Source organism: Streptomyces sp. NPDC052236 (genome assembly GCF_044548015.1).
GTDB lineage: Bacteria > Actinomycetota > Actinomycetes > Streptomycetales > Streptomycetaceae > Streptomyces.
In genome coordinates, this window is record NZ_JBIUBL010000023.1 from 34,049 (window position 1) to 51,504 (window position 17,456).

The 17,456-nt window shown below is 71.1% G+C and carries 12 protein-coding genes; 4 read left to right on the forward strand and 8 right to left on the reverse strand.

Annotated elements, in window-relative coordinates:
* Positions 1-4: 4 nt before the first annotated feature.
* From ACIHCQ_RS31210 to ACIHCQ_RS31225, 4 genes are all read right to left on the reverse strand, one after another.
* Positions 5-2,815, reverse strand: coding sequence for an NHLP bacteriocin export ABC transporter permease/ATPase subunit (locus tag ACIHCQ_RS31210; RefSeq protein WP_399670079.1), 2,811 nt, complete (start codon positions 2,813-2,815; stop codon positions 5-7).
* A gap of 13 nt (positions 2,816-2,828) precedes the next feature.
* The gene (locus ACIHCQ_RS31215; protein ID WP_399669754.1) at positions 2,829-5,108 is read right to left on the reverse strand and encodes an NHLP family bacteriocin export ABC transporter peptidase/permease/ATPase subunit; all 2,280 of its coding nucleotides are present in this window, start codon (positions 5,106-5,108) and stop codon (positions 2,829-2,831) included.
* Positions 5,105-5,914, reverse strand: coding sequence for an HlyD family efflux transporter periplasmic adaptor subunit (locus ACIHCQ_RS31220; protein ID WP_399669757.1), 810 nt, complete (start codon positions 5,912-5,914; stop codon positions 5,105-5,107). Before ACIHCQ_RS31220 ends, ACIHCQ_RS31215 begins: the two co-directional genes overlap by 4 nt.
* A gap of 94 nt (positions 5,915-6,008) precedes the next feature.
* Complete coding sequence (locus tag ACIHCQ_RS31225; protein WP_399669760.1) at positions 6,009-6,233, reverse strand: type A2 lantipeptide; 225 nt, start codon at positions 6,231-6,233, stop codon at positions 6,009-6,011.
* A 413-nt stretch (positions 6,234-6,646) separates the two neighbouring features.
* On the opposite strand from ACIHCQ_RS31225, the gene ACIHCQ_RS31230 reads away from it, so the two are divergent.
* Complete coding sequence (locus ACIHCQ_RS31230; protein WP_399669763.1) at positions 6,647-8,536, forward strand: endoglycosylceramidase; 1,890 nt, start codon at positions 6,647-6,649, stop codon at positions 8,534-8,536.
* A gap of 8 nt (positions 8,537-8,544) precedes the next feature.
* Here the strand turns inward: ACIHCQ_RS31230 and ACIHCQ_RS31235 are convergent, their stop codons facing one another.
* Entirely contained in the window at positions 8,545-9,750 is a 1,206-nt protein-coding gene (locus ACIHCQ_RS31235) for a TetR/AcrR family transcriptional regulator (protein WP_399669766.1), read from the reverse strand.
* A 132-nt stretch (positions 9,751-9,882) separates the two neighbouring features.
* On the opposite strand from ACIHCQ_RS31235, the gene clpX reads away from it, so the two are divergent.
* On the forward strand, positions 9,883-11,166 hold the full coding sequence (gene clpX / locus ACIHCQ_RS31240; RefSeq protein ID WP_399669769.1) for an ATP-dependent Clp protease ATP-binding subunit ClpX: 1,284 nt from the start codon (positions 9,883-9,885) through the stop codon (positions 11,164-11,166).
* Positions 11,167-11,397: 231 nt separating this feature from the next.
* Here the strand turns inward: clpX and ACIHCQ_RS31245 are convergent, their stop codons facing one another.
* Positions 11,398-11,853, reverse strand: a complete 456-nt coding sequence (locus ACIHCQ_RS31245; RefSeq protein WP_399669772.1) for a carboxymuconolactone decarboxylase family protein — start codon at positions 11,851-11,853, stop codon at positions 11,398-11,400.
* 190 nt (positions 11,854-12,043) lie between these two features.
* Between ACIHCQ_RS31245 and ACIHCQ_RS31250 the strand changes: the two genes are divergently transcribed.
* Entirely contained in the window at positions 12,044-12,856 is an 813-nt protein-coding gene (locus tag ACIHCQ_RS31250) for an SAM-dependent methyltransferase (RefSeq protein WP_399669774.1), read from the forward strand.
* Between the two features lie 135 nt (positions 12,857-12,991).
* Here ACIHCQ_RS31250 and xylB read toward each other — a convergent pair whose 3' ends face one another.
* Positions 12,992-14,476, reverse strand: a complete 1,485-nt coding sequence (gene xylB / locus ACIHCQ_RS31255; RefSeq protein WP_399669777.1) for a xylulokinase — start codon at positions 14,474-14,476, stop codon at positions 12,992-12,994.
* Positions 14,477-14,643: 167 nt separating this feature from the next.
* Here xylB and xylA point away from each other — a divergent pair, with 167 nt between their 5' ends.
* Positions 14,644-15,813 (forward strand): xylose isomerase, encoded by a 1,170-nt coding sequence (gene xylA / locus ACIHCQ_RS31260; protein ID WP_399670082.1) that lies wholly within the window; start codon positions 14,644-14,646, stop codon positions 15,811-15,813.
* Between the two features lie 347 nt (positions 15,814-16,160).
* On the opposite strand, the gene ACIHCQ_RS31265 is transcribed toward xylA, so the two are convergent.
* A complete protein-coding gene (locus tag ACIHCQ_RS31265) occupies positions 16,161-17,456 on the reverse strand; it encodes an ROK family protein (protein WP_399669779.1) in 1,296 nt (431 codons plus the stop codon).

Genomic DNA, 17,456 nt, shown 5'->3' on the forward strand with positions numbered 1-17,456 from the left:
CACGTCACGCCAGCTGGCGGCGCACCAGTTCACGCAGGTGCCCGCCGGCATCGGCGAGGAGGTCGGCCGGTGCGCCCTGCTCCACGATCCGGCCGTCCGCCATGACGATCACCCGGTCGGCGTCCATGACCGTGGTCAGCCGGTGGGCGATCACCAGGCGGCTGGCGCTGAGCGCGCGGGTGGACTCGATCACGACGCGCTGGGTCTCGTTGTCCAGCGCGCTCGTGGCCTCGTCGAAAAACAGGATGCGCGGGCGGCGGATCAGCGCCTGGGCGATCATCAGGCGCTGCCGTTGCCCGCCGGAGATCGCGCCGCCGCCGGAGATCATGGTGTGCAGCCCCATCGGCATCCGCCTGATGTCCTCGGCCAGGCCCGCCAGCTCGGCCGCCGCCCACGCCTCCTCCTGGGAGAAGGGCTCCGCGCCGCAGATGCAGTCCAGGATCGATCCGGTGAGCGGCTGCGCGTTCTGCAGGACGACCCCGCACTGACGGCGTACGGCCGCCTGGTCCAGCGCCGCCAGGTCCTGGCCGTCGTACAGCACGCTGCCCGAGGCGGGCTTGTCGAAGCCGATGAGCAGCCGCAGCAGCGTCGACTTGCCGCAACCGCTGGGGCCGACGATCGCCACGAACTCACCCGGCTCCACCTGGAACGACACCTCGTCCAGGACCAGGGGGCCGTCGTCGGAGTAGCGGAAGGACAGCTTCCTGGCCTCGATCCCGCCGGACAGGACGCCGGGCCGCGCGCTCGCGCCGCGGACCTCCGGCGCTTCGTCCAGGACCGGCTTGAGCTGCTCGAACATGGGCAGTGCGGCAGCGGCCGAGACCAGCGTGCCGGAGACCTGGGTGACCGACGTCAGCAGCATGGTCACGGAGGTGTTGAAGGTCAGGAACTCGCCGGCCGACATGGAGCCGCGGGCCGGACCGGCCAGCAGCATGAACATGGTGAGTGAGCAGAGCGGCAGACAGACCGCGTCGAGGACCGTGGTCAGGTTCTTGATCCGCCCGGCCCGCTGCTGGAGGTGGCGGGAGCGGGCGAACTCCCGCGCCCACGCCGCGTACGCGAAACTCTCCGCCGCCGCGACCCGCAGCTTCGGCAGTCCGCGCAGAGTCTGGAACGCCTGGTTGTTGAGCTTGTTGCCGAGTTCGACCAGCTGCCGCTGCCACCGCAGCTGCCACAGGCCCATCCCGAGGAACACGGCCCCGATGACGACCAGCATCGCGATCGCCGCCAGCGCCAACGGCACGCTGTACCAGAGCAGCAGACCGAGGTTCATCACACCCACCGTGCACGCCTGTACGGCCACCGGGCCGATGCCGGACACCACCCGGCGGATGGCGCTGATCCCCATCGCCGCACTGGCCAGCTCTCCGGTGGAGCGCTCGGTGAAGAACTTCGTCGGCAGCCGCAGCAGCCGGTCCCACACGGCCGGTTGCAGCGTGCTCTCGATACGTCCCTCCATCCGCAGGACCGTGAGGTTCTGCATCAGCGTGAAAGCCGCCGTGACGACACCGGCGATCATCACGGCCAGGGAGAGGTGGACGATGAGGCTCTTCTGCGCCGTCGGCACGTAGACACCGAGCACCTGCCCGGTCGCGATCGGCACCAGCGCGCCGAGCCCGACCGTCACCAGCCCGCCCAGGGCCAGATTGCGCAGGTCGGGATGGGTGGAGCGGAGGCTGAAACGGAGCAGCCGCCACGGCGTCATGGGCCTCTCCGGCAGCGGCCGGTAGAACATCACCGCCCGCGGCTCCAGCTCCCGCGCGCTGTCCTTGTCGACGCGCCGCCGCAGACCGGAGGCCGGGTTCACCGCCTCGTACCGGCCGCGCCGCCACAGCAGCGCGACCGGCGCACCCGACTTGGCCCAATGGCCGACCAGGGGACCGGCGTCAGTGCGCCACCAGCGCCCGTCGAGTCTCACCGCGCGCGTACGGATCCGGGAACCCGCCGCTATCCGCTCGACCGGACTGACCTGGTCGTCCGCCGGCATCGGGCTCCTGGAGGGCTCAAGCAGCGCGATCCCCGCCGCCTCGGCGACCCGGCGGCAGACCGCGAACGTGGCGTCGTCGGCGGCCCGGTCCGCACCGGCGGCTGTCCGTCCGCCCCGCTCCGGCCTGCCGATGGAGGCCAGCAACGCCTGGTCGGCGCGTGCCCGGACGGCTTCGCCCGCCTTGATGCCCGCTGCCGTACGGTCCTCGTGGGCGCGATCGAGGTGTTCGATCCAGCGGTCCACCGCGGACAGCAGCCGGTACTGCTGACTGACCATCCGCTGCCACAGCGCGCCGTCGACCAGCAGGTCGCCCGCCGCCTCGGCGCCGTACGCGGCGCCGTACCGCACACTGCCGGGGGAGACCGGCATCCACAGCATGTCGTCGTCGGCCACCGCCTCATGCGGGCGGCCGTCGAGCGGGGCTTCGAAGAGGACGCCCAGGCCGCGGGCGGTACCGAGGGCGAAGGCGTACTCCAGGGGTGTCGGCGGTGTGTCGTACTTGTACTCGTACTCGTACTCGCCCCGGTACAGCTCCCGCAGCGGAATCCGCCGCAGCACACAGTCCTGCGAAGGCCTGCCGAGCAGCGTGTGCAGCGGCCCCTCGACCGGGCCGAGCAGCAGCGCCCCCGCCTCCAGCCTGCCGAGGAAGTGCCAGTGCCCCTGCTGGGCCGCGTCGACCGCGAACAGATCCAGGGCCCCGGCGGCGACGAGCCACAGCACCTGCGGCCCCTCCAGCGCCAGGCTGCGCAGCCCGGCGCAGTGGACGGGCACGCCCATGCCGCCCAAGGCGTGGATCACCGGGTCGGTCTCGCCTTGGCCGCCCACCATCGCCGATGACACCTCAGTGCTCCTTGACCAGCTGTGCGTACGGACCCCCGGCGGCGACCAGGTCCTCGTGCCGGCCGCGTTCGACCACCGAACCGTGGTCCAGGACCACGATCTCGTCGCTGTCGCGGACCGTGGACAGCCGGTGCGCGATCACCACGCACGCGCAGCCGCGCCGCCGCAGGTTGTCGATGATGACCTGTTCGGTCCGCGCGTCCAGGGCGCTGGTCACCTCGTCCAGGACGAGGACGCTCGGGCGCCTCACCAGCGCGCGGGCGATCTCCAGGCGCTGCCGCTGCCCGCCGGAGAAATTGCGGCCGTCCTGCTCGACCCGGCTGTGGATGCCCTCGGGCCGCCGCGCGATCACATCGTCGTAGAGCGCCGCGTCCTTCAGGGCCGTGATGACCGCCTCGTCCGGTATCGACGGGTCCCACAGCGCCACGTTGTCGCGGACCGTGCCCTCGAAGAGGAACACGTCCTGGTCGACGAAGGAGACCGAGGCGGCCAGCGCGCTGCGGGAGATGTCCGCCACCCTCTGCCCGTCGATACGGATCGTCCCCTCCCAGGGGGAGTAGAGCCCGGAGAGCAGCCGGGAGACGGTCGACTTGCCGCTGCCCGACCCGCCGACGAGCGCGACCTGCCGGCCGGGGCCGACCTCCAGCGAGAAGCCGGTGAGCAGCGGTTTGTCGAGCGGGCTGTAGCCGAAGGTGATGTTCTCCAGCGTCACATGGCCGGTGAGCCTGCGCGTGCTCGCCTCCGGCTCGGGACGCGAGTAGAGCGAGTCGACCGGGAAGTTCTCGACGTCCTTCAGCCGGGCCACATCGGCCGCGAAGTCCTGGATCCGGCCCGCCACCCCGTTCAGCCGGGTGATCGGCGCGGTGAAGCGGGTCACCAGCGCCTGAAAGGCGACGAGCAGACCTATCGATATATGGCCTTCCACGGCCCGCAGTCCGCCGATCCAGAGGATCAGCGCGCTGTTGAGCGTCGCGAGGGTGGGCGCGACGACGGCCAGCGCCGCGCTCGGCACTCCCAGCCGCTGCTGCACGTCCAGCGTGGTGGCGTGCTGTCCCGCCCACCGGCGGAAGTAGCCGTTCTCACCGCCGGTGGCCTTCATGGTCTCGATGAGTTGCAGACCGGTGTACGAGGTGTTGGTCAGCCGGGCGGTGTCCGCGCGCAGCTTCTGGGTGTGGGTGGCCCGCAGCCGGATCACGATCCGCATCGCGACCACGTTGAGCAGCGCGACCAGGACGCCGATGACGGTCAGTTGCGGATCGTACGTCCAGAGCAGGAAGGCGTAGAGGATCACCACGACGCCGTCCACGCCCGCCGCGGCGAGGTCCCGTGCCAGCGTCTCGGCGACCGCGTCGTTGGACTGCAGCCGCTGGACCAGATCGGCCGGGCTGCGCTGGGCGAAGAAGGTGACAGGCAGCCGCAGCAGATGGCGCAGGAACCGGGCGCTGCCGAGGGTGGACGAGATGATGCGCCCGCGCAGCAGGTTCGCCTGCTGGAGCCAGGTCAGTACGGCGGCGAGCGCCACCATCGCCGCCATCGACGCGAAGAGCGGTCCCAGCATCGACGTCTGATTGCCGATCAGGAACATGTCGATGTACGTACGGCTCAGCGCGGGCACCGCGGCGCCGACCGCGACGAGCAGGAGGCTGGCGAGCAGCGCCGCGAGCAGGGTGCCCGCCGTGCCGCGCAGCCGGGCGGGCACGGCGCTCATGATCCCGGGCTTGCGGCCGCCCCGGCGGAAGGCGGCGGTGGTCTCGAAGACCAGCGCGACACCGGTGAAACTGGTGTCGAAGTCCTCCGTCGCCACGAACCGGCGGCCCTTGTCGGGGTCGTTGATGTGCACGCCCCGGCGGCCGAACCGGCGACCCATGCCGTCGTAGACGACGTAGTGGTTGAACTCCCAGAACAGGATGGCGGGCGCCTGCACCTCCGCCAGCGCCGCCGGTTCCATCTGCATGCCCTTGGCCTGCAGGCCGTAACTCCGCGCCGCCTTCAGCAGGTTGCTGGCGCGTGAGCCGTCGCGGGAGACGCCGCAGGCGATGCGCAGTTCCTCCAGCGGCACATGGAGCCCGTGGTGCGCGAGCACCATGGCCAGCGAGGCGGCGCCGCACTCCAGCGCCTCCATCTGGAGGACGGTGGGGGTGCGGACGGCCTTGGGCTTCCTTCCCTTCGGTTTTCTCCCTTGGGGAGTGGTACGGCGGTGGGGGGCCGGAGCGCTGTCCGGGCGGTGCCTGCCGCGGCCCGCCGGTTCCAGTCGCCGCTGCCGCTGCTGCGCGGTGGTCATGGAAGCAGCCAATCGATGGGGTGCTGCTCGGCCAGGTGGATGGAGGCGGTGGCCAGGGTCATGGAGTCGACCGCGTACGGCGGGCCGTCCGCGGACGACCAGGCGTAACCGGACGTGGTGCGCGAGGACGGGTCAAGACGCACCAGCACCGCCACGGGCTGGCCCTGCCGCGAGAACTGTTCGCCGAGCTGACCGCTGCCGAGGAACCCGGTGATCCGTCGGCGGGTCTGGGCGGTCCGGCCGACGGACTTCACCCGGCCGCGCAGCACCCCGTACCGCTGCGTGGGCACGGACTGGACGGTGAGGTCGACGGACGCGCCCACGGGCACCGCGGACGCTCCGTCGGCGGGCACGTACACCATCGCCATCAGGGGGTCGCCGGGACCGGCGACGCGTTCGACAGCCGCCACATCCGCTCCGGTGGTGACCACCGAGCCGATGGTGGCGACGAGGGCGGTCAGCCTGCCCGCGGCGATCGTACGGACGACGGTGCTGCTGCCCTGCGCGGTACGGATCTTCACCAGGGGCGCGTTGGCGGGCACCCGCGCGCCCTCCTCGGCGAGTACGTCGGTGACCTGGCCCGCTACGGGGCTCTGGAGGACGTAACTGCCCTGCGCGTGGGTGAGGATCGCGGGCGCGCCGACAGTGGACGAAAGGGAGCCGGTCACCGCCCAGAACGACGCGGCGAGCACGACGAGGACAGTGACGGTGAGGACGAGCATCCCCTGCGGCCGGGCAAAGCGCACCGGCAGATCGATTTCCTCGGGCGATTGCAGCTTGGAAAGGGCCTTTTGGCGGAACTGCACTTAACTCTGCCCTCGACTGCACATGTCCGGTTCAGGGAGTGAATAGCGTGGTGAGCCCCGGAACGGTGAAGTTCCGGGGCTCCCTCATGGCTTCTCAGAGAGTGGCGGCGAAGCCGGTGAGGGCCGACGAGTTGAGGCCGGCGAACGACTCGACGGCGCCGAGGGCGCCGGTCGCGAGACCGGAGACCGGGGCGACGGAGTCGACGGTCCCGGTCGCGTTGGAGACCACAGCGTCGGCAACGTTGCTCTGCAGGCCACCGGACACGTTGTCCAGGTCGGCGTCGGAGATTTCCTGGGTCTGGATCTGGTGGGCGTTCATGGTGAGGTTCCCTTCACACGGATTACACGAATGGGCCGCGAACCGAGCCTTTTTGCGGCTGTCCCGCAGTGCGAAGGATCAAAGCACGCGGTCCGCTTGAGCAGCTAATCGGACTATCGCCGATCCACTGACGTGTTGACGCTGAATTGCGCCTGTGTGCAAGTGTGTCCATCAATTGGTGCCAGCTTCTTCACACGCTTTCCCGAGTAATTCCGGCATCAGAGTGCGCGGTTGTTCCGGAACTGGACATTCCGGCTCCGGTTGATCCGGGAGCCGCCGACGCGGTGGGGAACTGTGGGGCGCGGTGTGACGCGTGCGCATTCGGTGTGCAGATTCGCTGAAGGGAGCCGTCATGGCGCAACGTAACGCTGGAGCCGTTGACAAGCTGACGACTCGTCAGGACTGTGGTGGGCATGATGAAGATGCGCGCGCGTCTGACCGGTCTTCTCGTCCTCCTCATGACGGCGTCCCTGACCGCGGGAGGCACACCGTCCGCCGCCGCCGACCCCCTGTGGTTCGACGCGCAGGCAGCCGCCGCCTTCACGGTCCAGCAGGGCCGCTTCACCGACGGACTCGGCCGCGAAGTGGTGCTCCGCGGCTACAACGTCTCCGGTGAGACCAAGCTGGAGGAGAACGGCGGACTGCCCTTCGCCTCCGCCGCCGACGCCGCGAAGTCCGCCGCCGCGCTGCGCGCCCTCGGCGGCGGCAACTCCGCTCGCTTCCTGCTGTCATGGGCACATGCCGAGCCCGTGCGCGGCCAGGTGAACCACGCGTACCTCGCCGCCGCCACCGAACAGCTGCGGGCCTTCCTCAAGGCGGGCATCCGCGTCTACCCGGACTTCCACCAGGACCTCTACTCCCGGCACCTGTTCAACCAGGGCAGCTGGTACACCGGCGACGGAGCCCCCAAGTGGGCGGTCGACGCCGGGAACTACCCACAGGAGTCGTGCGGGATCTGCCTCTTCTGGGGGCAGAACATCACCCAGAACGAGGCCGTGAAGCGGGCGACCTACGACTTCTGGCACAACAGGGGCGGCGTCCAGGACGCCTTCCTCGCCACCGCCCAGGCCACCATGGCGTACTTCGCCCAGCACCTCACCCCCGCCGAGTTCGCCGCGGTCGCGGGGATGGACCCGTACAACGAGCCGCACGCGGGCTCGTACGACTCCGGGCAGACCAGCCGCGCGTGGGAGCGGGACGTGCTCTGGCCCTTCTACGTGAAGTTCCGGGCCCGCATGGACGCCGCGGGCTGGCAGAACAAGCCCGCGTTCGTGGAGCCCAACCTCTTCTGGAACGCCAATATCTCCTTCCAGAAGCAGGAGGGCGGCCTGCTGGACGCGGGCAGCGCCCTCGGCCCGCGCTATGTCTTCAACACCCACTTCTACGACCAGAAGGCCATCTCCGGCATCTTCATGCCGGGCAAGGCAGCCGACGGCCAGTACGCCGGGGACTTCGCCACTGTCCGCGACCGCGCCGCGGGCGCCGGAACCGCCGCGGTCGTCAGCGAGTTCGGCCACCCGCTGACCGGGACGGTCTCCGACAAGGCCCCGACCGTCGGCAAGGCGATGTACCAGGCACTGGACTCCCGCCTCCCCGGGGCGACCTGGTGGTCCAGGCCCGAGCAGTCCGGGCCGGTGCTCTCCGGTACGCAGTGGCAGTGGGACATCTACCACGGCCGCCACCACGAGCTCATGAACGGCAACCCCGACAAGGTCCTGACCGCCGGTGACGCCTGGAACGACGAGGACCTCTCGGCCGTCCGCCTCGACGACTCGGGCACGGCCGTGCTGCGCCAGGACGCCCGGCTGCTGGACCGCCTGTACCCCAGCGCCACGGCGGGCCGTACCGTCGCCTTCAGCTACGAGGACCGTTCGCGCGACGGCTCCGCCACCCTCAGCTGGAACCCCGTCCCGGCCTCGCTGCCGCGCGTCTCGGAGCTCGTCGGCTCCGGGCAGTACGGTGTGTTGCTGTGGCGCTCGGACGGCACTGCCGCTCCCACTGCCGCTCCCACCGAGCTGCACCTTCCGGCATCCTTCGCCACGGCCCGCACCACCGTCGTCTCTGATCTGGGCGCGGTCACCGGGCCGCCCTCGTACACGACATCCACCCCGATCGCCGTCGCCCCCGAGCCGGGCGGGACGGGCAGCCGCCGCCTCCTGCTCGGCTCCGGGAGCTCCGGGAGCTCCGGCGGGCTGCATTACGCCCTGGTCACCAACGGCGCGACCGCGCCCTCGGCGGCTCTGCTGAGTGGGGCGCGGGCGGAGCTGGCGACGTGGGCGGCGGGCGTCGCGGCCCGTGGCTGAAAATCGGTCTACGCAGGTGTGGGGGGCTGGCGGCCCGCTGCGGGCGACGATGATCCCGCAGTCACCGTCGCCGCCGCGTGGCATGCGCCGCGGCCGTCCGCGCGGGCGACGATCCGGCCCGCCTCGATGCGTACGGCGGTCTCGGTCCCGTCGCTGACGGCCGATACGCCCGCCGCCGCCGCGAGAGCGCCCGACGCGTCGTACACCACGCGCAGACCCGGCCACGCCGAGGCCGGGAACGCCTGGCGCAGGCAGGCGCACAGGTCGGCGACGGCCAGCCGGGCCAGCGGTACGAGTTCGTCGGGGGCGCCGGTGACCAGGACGGCGGTGACCCGGGTCCCGGGCGGGACGCCCCGTACCGCCTCCTCGACGGCTTCGAGCCGGTGCAGCCCGAGGACCGCCACCACGCCGTCGTCCGTGAGCCGCGCCGGCTCGTCGCGTACCAGGTCCAGCGCGCACGGCGGGGACCACGGCTCGGCGGCGGGGCGCGCCCCCGGGATGTACGCGAGGTGGGGCGGCGGCCACTCGTCGGCCAGGTCGAGGCCCGCCAGCCGCTCGCAGGCGCTGATGACATTGAAGGGGTCGACGAAGCCGGGCGCGGCGTCGGCCATGAGGCTCGCGCCGTGCAGGGTCGTGAGCGCCGCCTCCGCGATGCGTACGAGACGGACGGCGGGCGTTCCGGGTGGGCGCAGGGCCTCCAGGGCGAGCGCGAGCAGGATCGCGTCGAGCTTCATCAGCTGCGCGAACGGCTGCCGGGTCCGGGCGTCGGCCAGGACTTCGGGCATCAGATCCCTGCCGAGCCGGGGCGGACCGTACTGTTCGTCGGTGGCGAGGGGAATCAGCCTGGCCATCCAGGCGCGCGCCAGCGCGCCGAGCGCCTCGCCGGGGGTGGAGCCCGGCTCCGAGCCCGGCTCCGAGTGCGGCTCCCAGCGCGGCTCCGAGCGCGGCCGTTGCGGCCGTTGCGGCGGATGTGGCCGGTGTGGCGGCAGGGTCTGCTGGGGCGCGCGCTCGGCGAGGTCGGCCAGGACGGCGAAGTACAGTGCGCGTTTACCGGGGAAATTGGAGTACACCGCGCCACGGGTCAGCCCCGCCCGGTCCGCGATGCCGTCGATCTTGGCGTCGCGGAAGCCCCGCTCCGTGAACTCGTCCCTCGCGGCGGCCAGCACTCTGGTGCGGTTGCGCTCTTGTGCCTCTGCCCTGGTGAGCCGGCTCATCACCCTCACTCGTTCGTCCGTTGCCGCCCCCTGCCATTCAAGATACCGTGACCATCCAGATGGCGGCGTCATATGATTTGATCATTCGAATGCGCGCACCGCACCCGTACAGACGCTGAGGAGACGCTCCGAATGGCAGCCATTGGTGACGGCGGCTCCCTGCTGACGTGCACGTTCTGCGGGAAGAGCCAGAAGCAGGTCAAGAAGCTCATCGCGGGCCCGGGCAGGCTCTGCATCTGCGACGAATGTGTGGAACTCTGCAACGAGCTCATCGCGGAGGATCCCGGCGAGTCCGCCACGGACACGCCGCGGGAGCTGCCGACACCGCGGGAGATCCACGACTTCCTCGCGGAGTACGTCATCGGACAGGAGAGCGCCAAGAAGGCGCTCGCGGTGGCCGTCCACAATCACTACAAGCGCGTCCGGTCGATCACCGGCGGCAGCGGATCGCCCGCCGGGCGCGAACCCCAGGTCGAGCTCGGCAAGTCCAACATCCTCCTCATCGGCCCGACCGGCTGCGGCAAGACCCACCTCGTCCAGACGCTCGCCCGGGTGCTCGACGTCCCGATCGCGATCGCCGACGCCACCGCCCTCACCGAGGCCGGATACGTCGGCGAGGACGTCGAGAACATCCTGCTCAAGCTGGTCCGGGCCGCCGACGACGACGTGACGAAGGCCGAGACGGGGATCATCTATATCGACGAGATCGACAAGATCACCCGTAAGACCGCGAACCCGTCGATCACCCGCGATGTCTCCGGCGAGGGCGTCCAGCAGGCCCTGCTGAAACTCCTGGAGGGCACGGTGGCGAATGTGCCGCCGCAGGGGGGCCGCAAACACCCCCAGCAGGAGTACATCCAGCTCGACACCAGCAATGTGCTGTTCATCGTCGGCGGTGCGTTCGCAGGCCTGGATCGGATCATCGAGCAGCGGGTGGGCAGCGGCGGCATCGGCTTCGGCGCGGCGATCCGCACCAAGGAGCAGCGGGAGCAGCAGGACTCCTTCGCCGACGTCATGCCCGAGGATCTGCTGACGTACGGGCTGATACCGGAGTTTGTCGGCAGGCTCCCGGTGGTGGCGACGGTCCAGCCGCTGGACCGGACGGCGCTGACGCGGATCCTCACCGAACCGCGCAACGCGCTGATCAAGCAGTATCAGAAGCTCTTCGAGATGGACGGCGTCGAGCTGGAGTTCACCGAGGACGCCATCGAAGCGATCGCCGACCAGGCGCTGCTGCGCCGCACCGGCGCCCGGGCGGCCCGCGCGATCCTCGAAGAGGTCCTGCTGCATCTGATGTACGAGGTACCGAGCCGGGACGACGTGGACCGTGTCGTCATCGGCCGCGACACCGTGCTCGACAACGTCAACCCGACCCTGGTGCCGCGCAGCCTGACCGACCGCAAGAAGTCCGCCTGAAGTCTGTCTGAAAGTCTGTCTGAAGCCCGCCTGGGCAAGTGCCGCTTCCCGGTCGGACCAGGGGGCCGAGCACCGGCACGGGCGACCGCGTGGGGGAGCACGCGCGCCGACCGGCCAACGGCATCGGTGAATGCGCCGCGCTCCATCTGGAACTCCATGGCCGGTCCCTCTCCTTGCCGCCGTCATCAGTGGTTATGACGCTATGCGCCGCCACTGACAACGCCGTTGGTCCTACCAGCCGCCGCCCGCGATCTGCCGGGTGGTGACGTTGAGGCGGTTGAAGAGATTCGTCACACCGATCATGAGGATCAGGGCCGCCAGCTGCTGCTCGTCGAAGTGGTCGGCGGCCTCGTCCCAGATGTCGTCCGGCACCGGGTCGGCCCTGTCGCTGAGCCGGGTCGCGGCCTCGGTGAGCGCGAGAGCGGCGCGCTCGGCGTCGGTGAAGTACGGGGCCTCCCGCCAGGCAGCCACCGCGAAGAGCCGCTCGTCGCTCTCGCCCGCCTTCCTGGCGCTGCGTACGCCTCCGCCCACGCAGAAGCCGCAGCCGTTGATCTGGCTCGCGCGCAGATGGACCAGTTCGAGCGTCGTCTCCGGCACGCCTGCCTGCCTCGTGGTTTTCAGCAGGTTGAGGATGGCGGGCATGGCGGCGGGCAGTACTGTCGCTGGGTTGTTCATCCGTGCCTGCATGATTGCTTCCCTCCAGGGACGTTGTCGTTACTGCTCTGACGGAACGCGGTGAGGGAATGTGACGGCCGGCCGGCGGCGATTTTCGGACGGACCACGCGCGCGTGCACCCCCGAAGTTGCCGCGCAAGTGCCCTGCTGAGAGGATCACTTGACCGTTAAACCTGTTGATCCTGACCATGTGGGGGCTTCGTATGACCGGCACCGAGCCGATTGCCGCGCGCATCGACACCAGCAAGCCGCATCCGGCCCGCGTGTACGACTGGTTCCTCGGTGGCAAGGACAACTACCCGGTCGACGAGGAGCTCGGGCTCCAGATCGAGAGCCTCGACCCCCGCACCAAGCACATCGCCATGAGCAACCGGTGGTTCATGCAGCGCGTCACCCGGTGGATGGCCGGCCGGGCGGGTGTGCGCCAGTACCTCGACATCGGCACCGGCATCCCCACAGAGCCCAATCTGCACCAGATAGCCCAGGCCACCGCCCCCGAGTCGCGCATCGTCTACACCGACAACGACCCCATCGTGCTGACGCACGCGGAGGCGCTGCTGCGCTCCACCCCGGAGGGCGTCACCACCTACATCCAGGCGGACGTCCGCGAGCCCGCCCGCATTCTCGATGAGGCCAGGAAGACCCTGGACTTCGAGCAGCCGATCGCCCTTTCGCTCGTGGCGCTGCTGCACTTCATCGGCGACGGGGACAAGCCGTACGAGTTGGTGCGCCTGCTCGTGGACGCTCTGCCGTCCGGTAGCTACCTTGTGGTGTCGCAGCTCACCGCCGACTTCCACCCGGAGGCCATCCAGCGGGGCGTCGAGATGTACGCGGCCGGCGGCGTCACGCTCGTGCCGCGCACCCAGGCGGAGTTCTCCCGCTTCTTCGGGGGCCTGGAACTGGTGGAGCCCGGGGTCGTCCAGCTGCCCAAGTGGCATCCGGAGCTGGGGCTCGACGAGACCACGGAAGGGAACGAGGCGGTCTCGCTGTACGGGGCTGTGGCACGCAAGCTGTAGCTGTAGCTGTAGCTGTAGCCGAAGCCGAAGCCGAAGCCGAAGCCGAAGCCGAAGCCGAAGCCGAAGATGTAGCCGTAGCCGAAGCCGAAGCCGAGCGTGCAGGGGTGAGGGCCGGGCCCTCACCCCTGCGGCTCGTCAGCCGAGCAGCGTCGGGGCCGCCCGCTCCAGTACGCCGCAGACCCGCTCCCACGTCTCCATGTCCCGCTCCACCGGCGGCAGTTCGGCCGCGTTGCCGCCCTGCCAGCCGTTCGCCAGCGCCACCGGGTCGTCGCCGGTCGCGGCGCTCGCCGCCAGGGCAGCCGCACCCAGGGCGACCAGTTCGCGGTCCTCGGGGATCAGCAGCGGACGCCCGGACAGACGGCGTACGGTCTCCACCCACATACGGCCCTGGGCCCCGCCGCCCACCAGGCGCAGCGGCCGGGCGGCGACGTCCGGGTCCGCCGGGTCGAGGCCGCAGGCGCGCGCCACCTCGTCCAGCGCGCGCAGCACCGTCACGACCGCGCCTTCGTAGGCCGCGCCCAGCAGCTGCTGCCGTGTGGTGGTGTGGCGCAGCCCGGTGAGCAGGCCGGAGGCGGCGGGCAGGTCGGGAGTGCGCTCCCCGTCGAGATACGGCAGGAGCACGGCCTCCCCGCCCGGTACGGCGTCCGCCCGGTCCAGGCCCAGCAGCTCGGCGACCTTGTCGACGGCGAGCGTGCAGTTCAGGGTGCAGGCCAGCGGGAGATACGTACCGTCGGCGGCGGCGAACCCGGCGAGGGCCGCGGAGGTGGGCCGGGTGCGGCTGGCCGCGAAGACCGTGCCGGAGGTGCCGAGGCTGAGCGCCGGGTGGTCGAGCAGGCCCGCGCCGCCGAGTCCAAGGCCGACCGCGGCGGCCATGTTGTCGCCGGTGCCCGCGGCGACCGCGATGCCCGCGGGCAGGCCGAGCTCCGCGGCGGCGGAGGCGGTGAGGGAGCCGATCCGGGCCGCCCCGGTCGCGGCCACCGGCGGCAGCAGGGCGGCGTCCAGGCCGATCAGTTCGAGGAGCTCCGGGTCGTACGCGCCGGTGGCGGTGGAGTACCAGCAGGTGCCCGACGCGTCCCCGGGGTCGGTGGCCGCGACGCCCGCGAGCCGTTCGGTGAGGAAGTCGTGCGGGAGGCGCACGGCTGCCGCGGCCTCGGCGGCGTGCGGTTCGTGCTCGCGCAGCCACTGCCACTTCGCGGCGGTCATCGAGGCGACCGGCACCGATCCCGTACGGGCGGTCCAGGCGTCCGGGCCGCCGAGCGCCTCGGTGAGGGCGGCGGCCTGTGGGGCCGAGCGGGTGTCGTTCCACAGCAGTGCCGGCCGCACAGGGCGCCCGGCGCGGTCAAGGACGACCAGGCCGTGCTGCTGCCCGGCCACCGCGATGCCCGTCACGGCGGACGCGGGCAGTCCGGAGTCCCTGAGCTCCTTGAGCCCGGCGGCGACGGCCCCGCGCAGCGCGTGCCACCACTCCTCCGGGTCGCTCTCGCGGGCCCCGCCCGCACCGCTGACCTGATGCGCCGCCCGGCCCACGGCGAGCGTCCGGCCTGTGGCGGCGTCGATGAACGCCGCCTTGGTGGACTGGGTCGAGCTGTCCACACCGATAACGACCGCCTGTGTCGGCATTGCCTCACCTCTCCATCCCGGCCTATTTTGGCCTTGAGTGAAACAAATTACGTCACGCGGCTCATCGGGAACAGTCGAGCGAGAGCTTCTTTGATCGGGCAGGCGTGTGCATAATTAGTAAGGTAAGAAAACAAACTCCGCACCCCGCACGGAAGGCGGTCATGAAGATGACGGCACGCTTCACGCCCACCCCCGAGGACAAGTTCACCTTCGGCCTCTGGACGGTCGGCTGGCAGGGCCGGGACCCGTTCGGGGACGCGACCCGGCCGGCCCTGGACCCGGTTGAGTCGGTACAGCAGCTCGCCGCGCTCGGCGCGTACGGTGTCACGTTCCACGACGACGACCTGATCCCCTTCGGTGCGTCCGAGACGGAGCGGGAGTCGCACATCAAGCGCTTCCGGCAGGCGCTGGACGCGACGGGCATGGTGGTGCCGATGGCCACCACGAACCTCTTCACGCACCCGGTGTTCAAGGACGGCGGCTTCACCGCGAACGACCGCGACGTACGCCGGTACGCGCTCCGCAAGACCATCCGCAACATCGACCTGGCCGTCGAGCTCGGCGCGCAGACGTATGTCGCCTGGGGCGGCCGCGAGGGCGCGGAGTCGGGCGGGGCGAAGGACGTACGCGTCGCCCTCGACCGGATGAAGGAGGCGTTCGACCTCCTCGGGGAGTACGTCACCGAGCAGGGCTACGACCTGCGGTTCGCGCTCGAGCCCAAGCCGAACGAGCCGCGCGGCGACATCCTGCTGCCGACGGTGGGCCACGCGCTGGCGTTCATCGAGCGCCTGGAGCGGCCGGAGCTGTACGGGGTGAACCCGGAGGTCGGCCACGAGCAGATGGCCGGGCTGAACTTCACGCACTCCATCGCCCAGGCGATGTGGGCGGGCAAGCTCTTCCACATCGACCTCAACGGGCAGAACGGCATCAAGTACGACCAGGACCTGCGTTTCGGCGCGGGCGACCTGCGTACGGCGTTCTGGCTGGTCGACCTGCTGGAGACGGGCGGCTACGAGGGCCCGCGGCACTTCGACTTCAAGCCGCCGCGGACGGAAGACTTCGACGGGGTGTGGGCGTCGGCGACGGGCTGCATGCGGAACTACCTGATCCTCAAGGAGCGGGCGGCGGCGTTCCGCGCGGACCCGGAGGTGCAGGCCGCGCTGCGCGCGTCGCGGCTGGACGAGCTGGCGCTGCCGACGGCGGAGGACGGGCTGAGCGGGCTGCTTGGGGACCGGGCGGCGTTCGAGGAGTTCGACGTGGAGGCGGCGGCGGAGCGGGGCATGGCCTTCGAGCACCTGGACCAGCTGGCCATGGACCACTTGCTGGCGGCGCGCTGACCTCACGGTCGGTGGGCTTGGGCTGCGACCCGGGCCCGTTCCCCTACGCCCTGGGGGTGTGGGGGACCCCCGGTCCTCAATCGCCGGACGGGCTTGACGCGTCGGGCGCTTGTCGGGGGTGCTGCCCCCGAACCCTCCCCCTACGCCCTGCGGGCGTGGGGGGACCCCCAGCGCCTCAATCGCCGGCGGGGCTGGTTTTCCGCCGGACGGGCTGGAAATCCAGCCCGTCTGGGGGTACCTCCCACGCCGCTAGGCGTAGGGGGAGATTGAGGACACGGCCGAAGGCCGTACCGGGGGTCCAGGGGGCGCAGCCCCCTGGTTAAGGGAAGGGGCGGGGAGGGGGGAACCTACCCCCCGGCGTACGCCACCGGGTCCGCCAGCACGTCCCTCACCACCAGCGCCGCCGCCCCCCGCGCCGCATCCGCCGCCGGCGACGACGCCCGCAGCCTGCCCGCGTCCCGCGGCCACAGGCCCGACACCACGCGGCCCGACAGTTCCTCGCTTGCCGGTGGCGAGAGCCAGGGCAGCAGCGGGCGGTAGATCCCGCCCAGCACCACCGCGTCCGGGTCGAACAGGTTCACCGCGCCGGACAGGACCCGGCCCAGCATCAGGCCCGCCTCCGCCAGTGCCGTCACCGCGCGTTCGTCGCCTGCCGCCGCCCGGCGTTCCAGTTCCGCCACGCCCTGCGCGCCGGTCGTCCCGTCGATGCCCGCCGCCCGCAGCAGCGCCGACTGGCCCGCGTACTGCTCCAGGCAGCCCCGCGAACCGCAGCGGCACTCCGGCCCGTCCGCCGACACCACCACATGGCCGATCTCCCCGGCGAAACCGTGCGCCCCGCGCAGCAGCTCACCGTCCAGTACGAGCGCTCCGCCGACGCCGATCTCGCCCGACAGGTACAGGAAGCTGCGCACCTGTCCCAGACCGCCGAACCACAGCTCCGCCAGCGCCGCCAGATTCGCCTCGTTCTCCGAGCGCACCGGCAGCTCCGGCAGACCGGGCCGCAGCGCGGCGAGTGCCTCGGCGAAAGGGCCCTCGGCCGCGACCTGGGTCCAGCCCAGGTTCGGCGCCTGGCGGACCGTGCCCGCCGAGATCAGGCCCGGCAGGGCCAACTGCGCGCCCACCGGTCTCAGTTCCTGCTCGGCGGCCGACTCCAGCGCACGCGCCGCGATCCGGGCCGCCCGGTCGAGCACCTGGTCCGGCGGCACGCCGCTGTTGTCGAGGTGTTCCACGAGACGTACCCGGTCGGTGCCCGCGAGATCCACCACACACACCGACACATAGTCGACATTGACCTCGACTCCGATGCCCGCGACGCCGGTACGGGCCACCTTCAGCGCCGTGCCCGGCCGCCCCGCCTGACCGCTGAACGTCTTCCCGGACTCGGAAAGGAACCCCGTCTCCAAGAGCTGCTCCACCAGCGAGGAGACGGCCGCGCGGGTCAGCCCGACGCGTGTGGACACGCCTGCCCGGGTCGTCTCGCCCGCCTCGCGGACCGCGCGGAGCACCAGGCTCAGATTGTGCCGTCGCACCGTCTCCCGATCGGCCTTGCGCTCCAGCGGCGTGTGGTGGCCGCTCGCGTGGTTGCCAGGCGCGCTGGTGCCATGGACATGGGTGTTGTTTCCAGTGGTGTGGTTGCCATTCAT

Bases quoted from the DNA above. Each gene is read 5' to 3' on its own strand.
- ACIHCQ_RS31210 (WP_399670079.1), bottom strand. From the start codon at position 2,815: ATGGTGGGCGGCCAAGGCGAGACCGACCCGGTGATCCACGCCTTGGGC.
- ACIHCQ_RS31215 (WP_399669754.1), bottom strand. From the start codon at position 5,108: ATGACCACCGCGCAGCAGCGGCAGCGGCGACTGGAACCGGCGGGCCGC.
- ACIHCQ_RS31225 (WP_399669760.1), bottom strand. From the start codon at position 6,233: ATGAACGCCCACCAGATCCAGACCCAGGAAATCTCCGACGCCGACCTG.
- ACIHCQ_RS31230 (WP_399669763.1), top strand. From the start codon at position 6,647: ATGATGAAGATGCGCGCGCGTCTGACCGGTCTTCTCGTCCTCCTCATG.
- ACIHCQ_RS31235 (WP_399669766.1), bottom strand. From the start codon at position 9,750: ATGAGCCGGCTCACCAGGGCAGAGGCACAAGAGCGCAACCGCACCAGA.
- clpX (WP_399669769.1), top strand. From the start codon at position 9,883: ATGGCAGCCATTGGTGACGGCGGCTCCCTGCTGACGTGCACGTTCTGC.
- ACIHCQ_RS31245 (WP_399669772.1), bottom strand. From the start codon at position 11,853: ATGCAGGCACGGATGAACAACCCAGCGACAGTACTGCCCGCCGCCATG.
- ACIHCQ_RS31250 (WP_399669774.1), top strand. From the start codon at position 12,044: ATGACCGGCACCGAGCCGATTGCCGCGCGCATCGACACCAGCAAGCCG.
- xylB (WP_399669777.1), bottom strand. From the start codon at position 14,476: ATGCCGACACAGGCGGTCGTTATCGGTGTGGACAGCTCGACCCAGTCC.
- xylA (WP_399670082.1), top strand. From the start codon at position 14,644: ATGACGGCACGCTTCACGCCCACCCCCGAGGACAAGTTCACCTTCGGC.
- ACIHCQ_RS31265 (WP_399669779.1), bottom strand. From the start codon at position 17,456: ATGAATGGCAACCACACCACTGGAAACAACACCCATGTCCATGGCACC.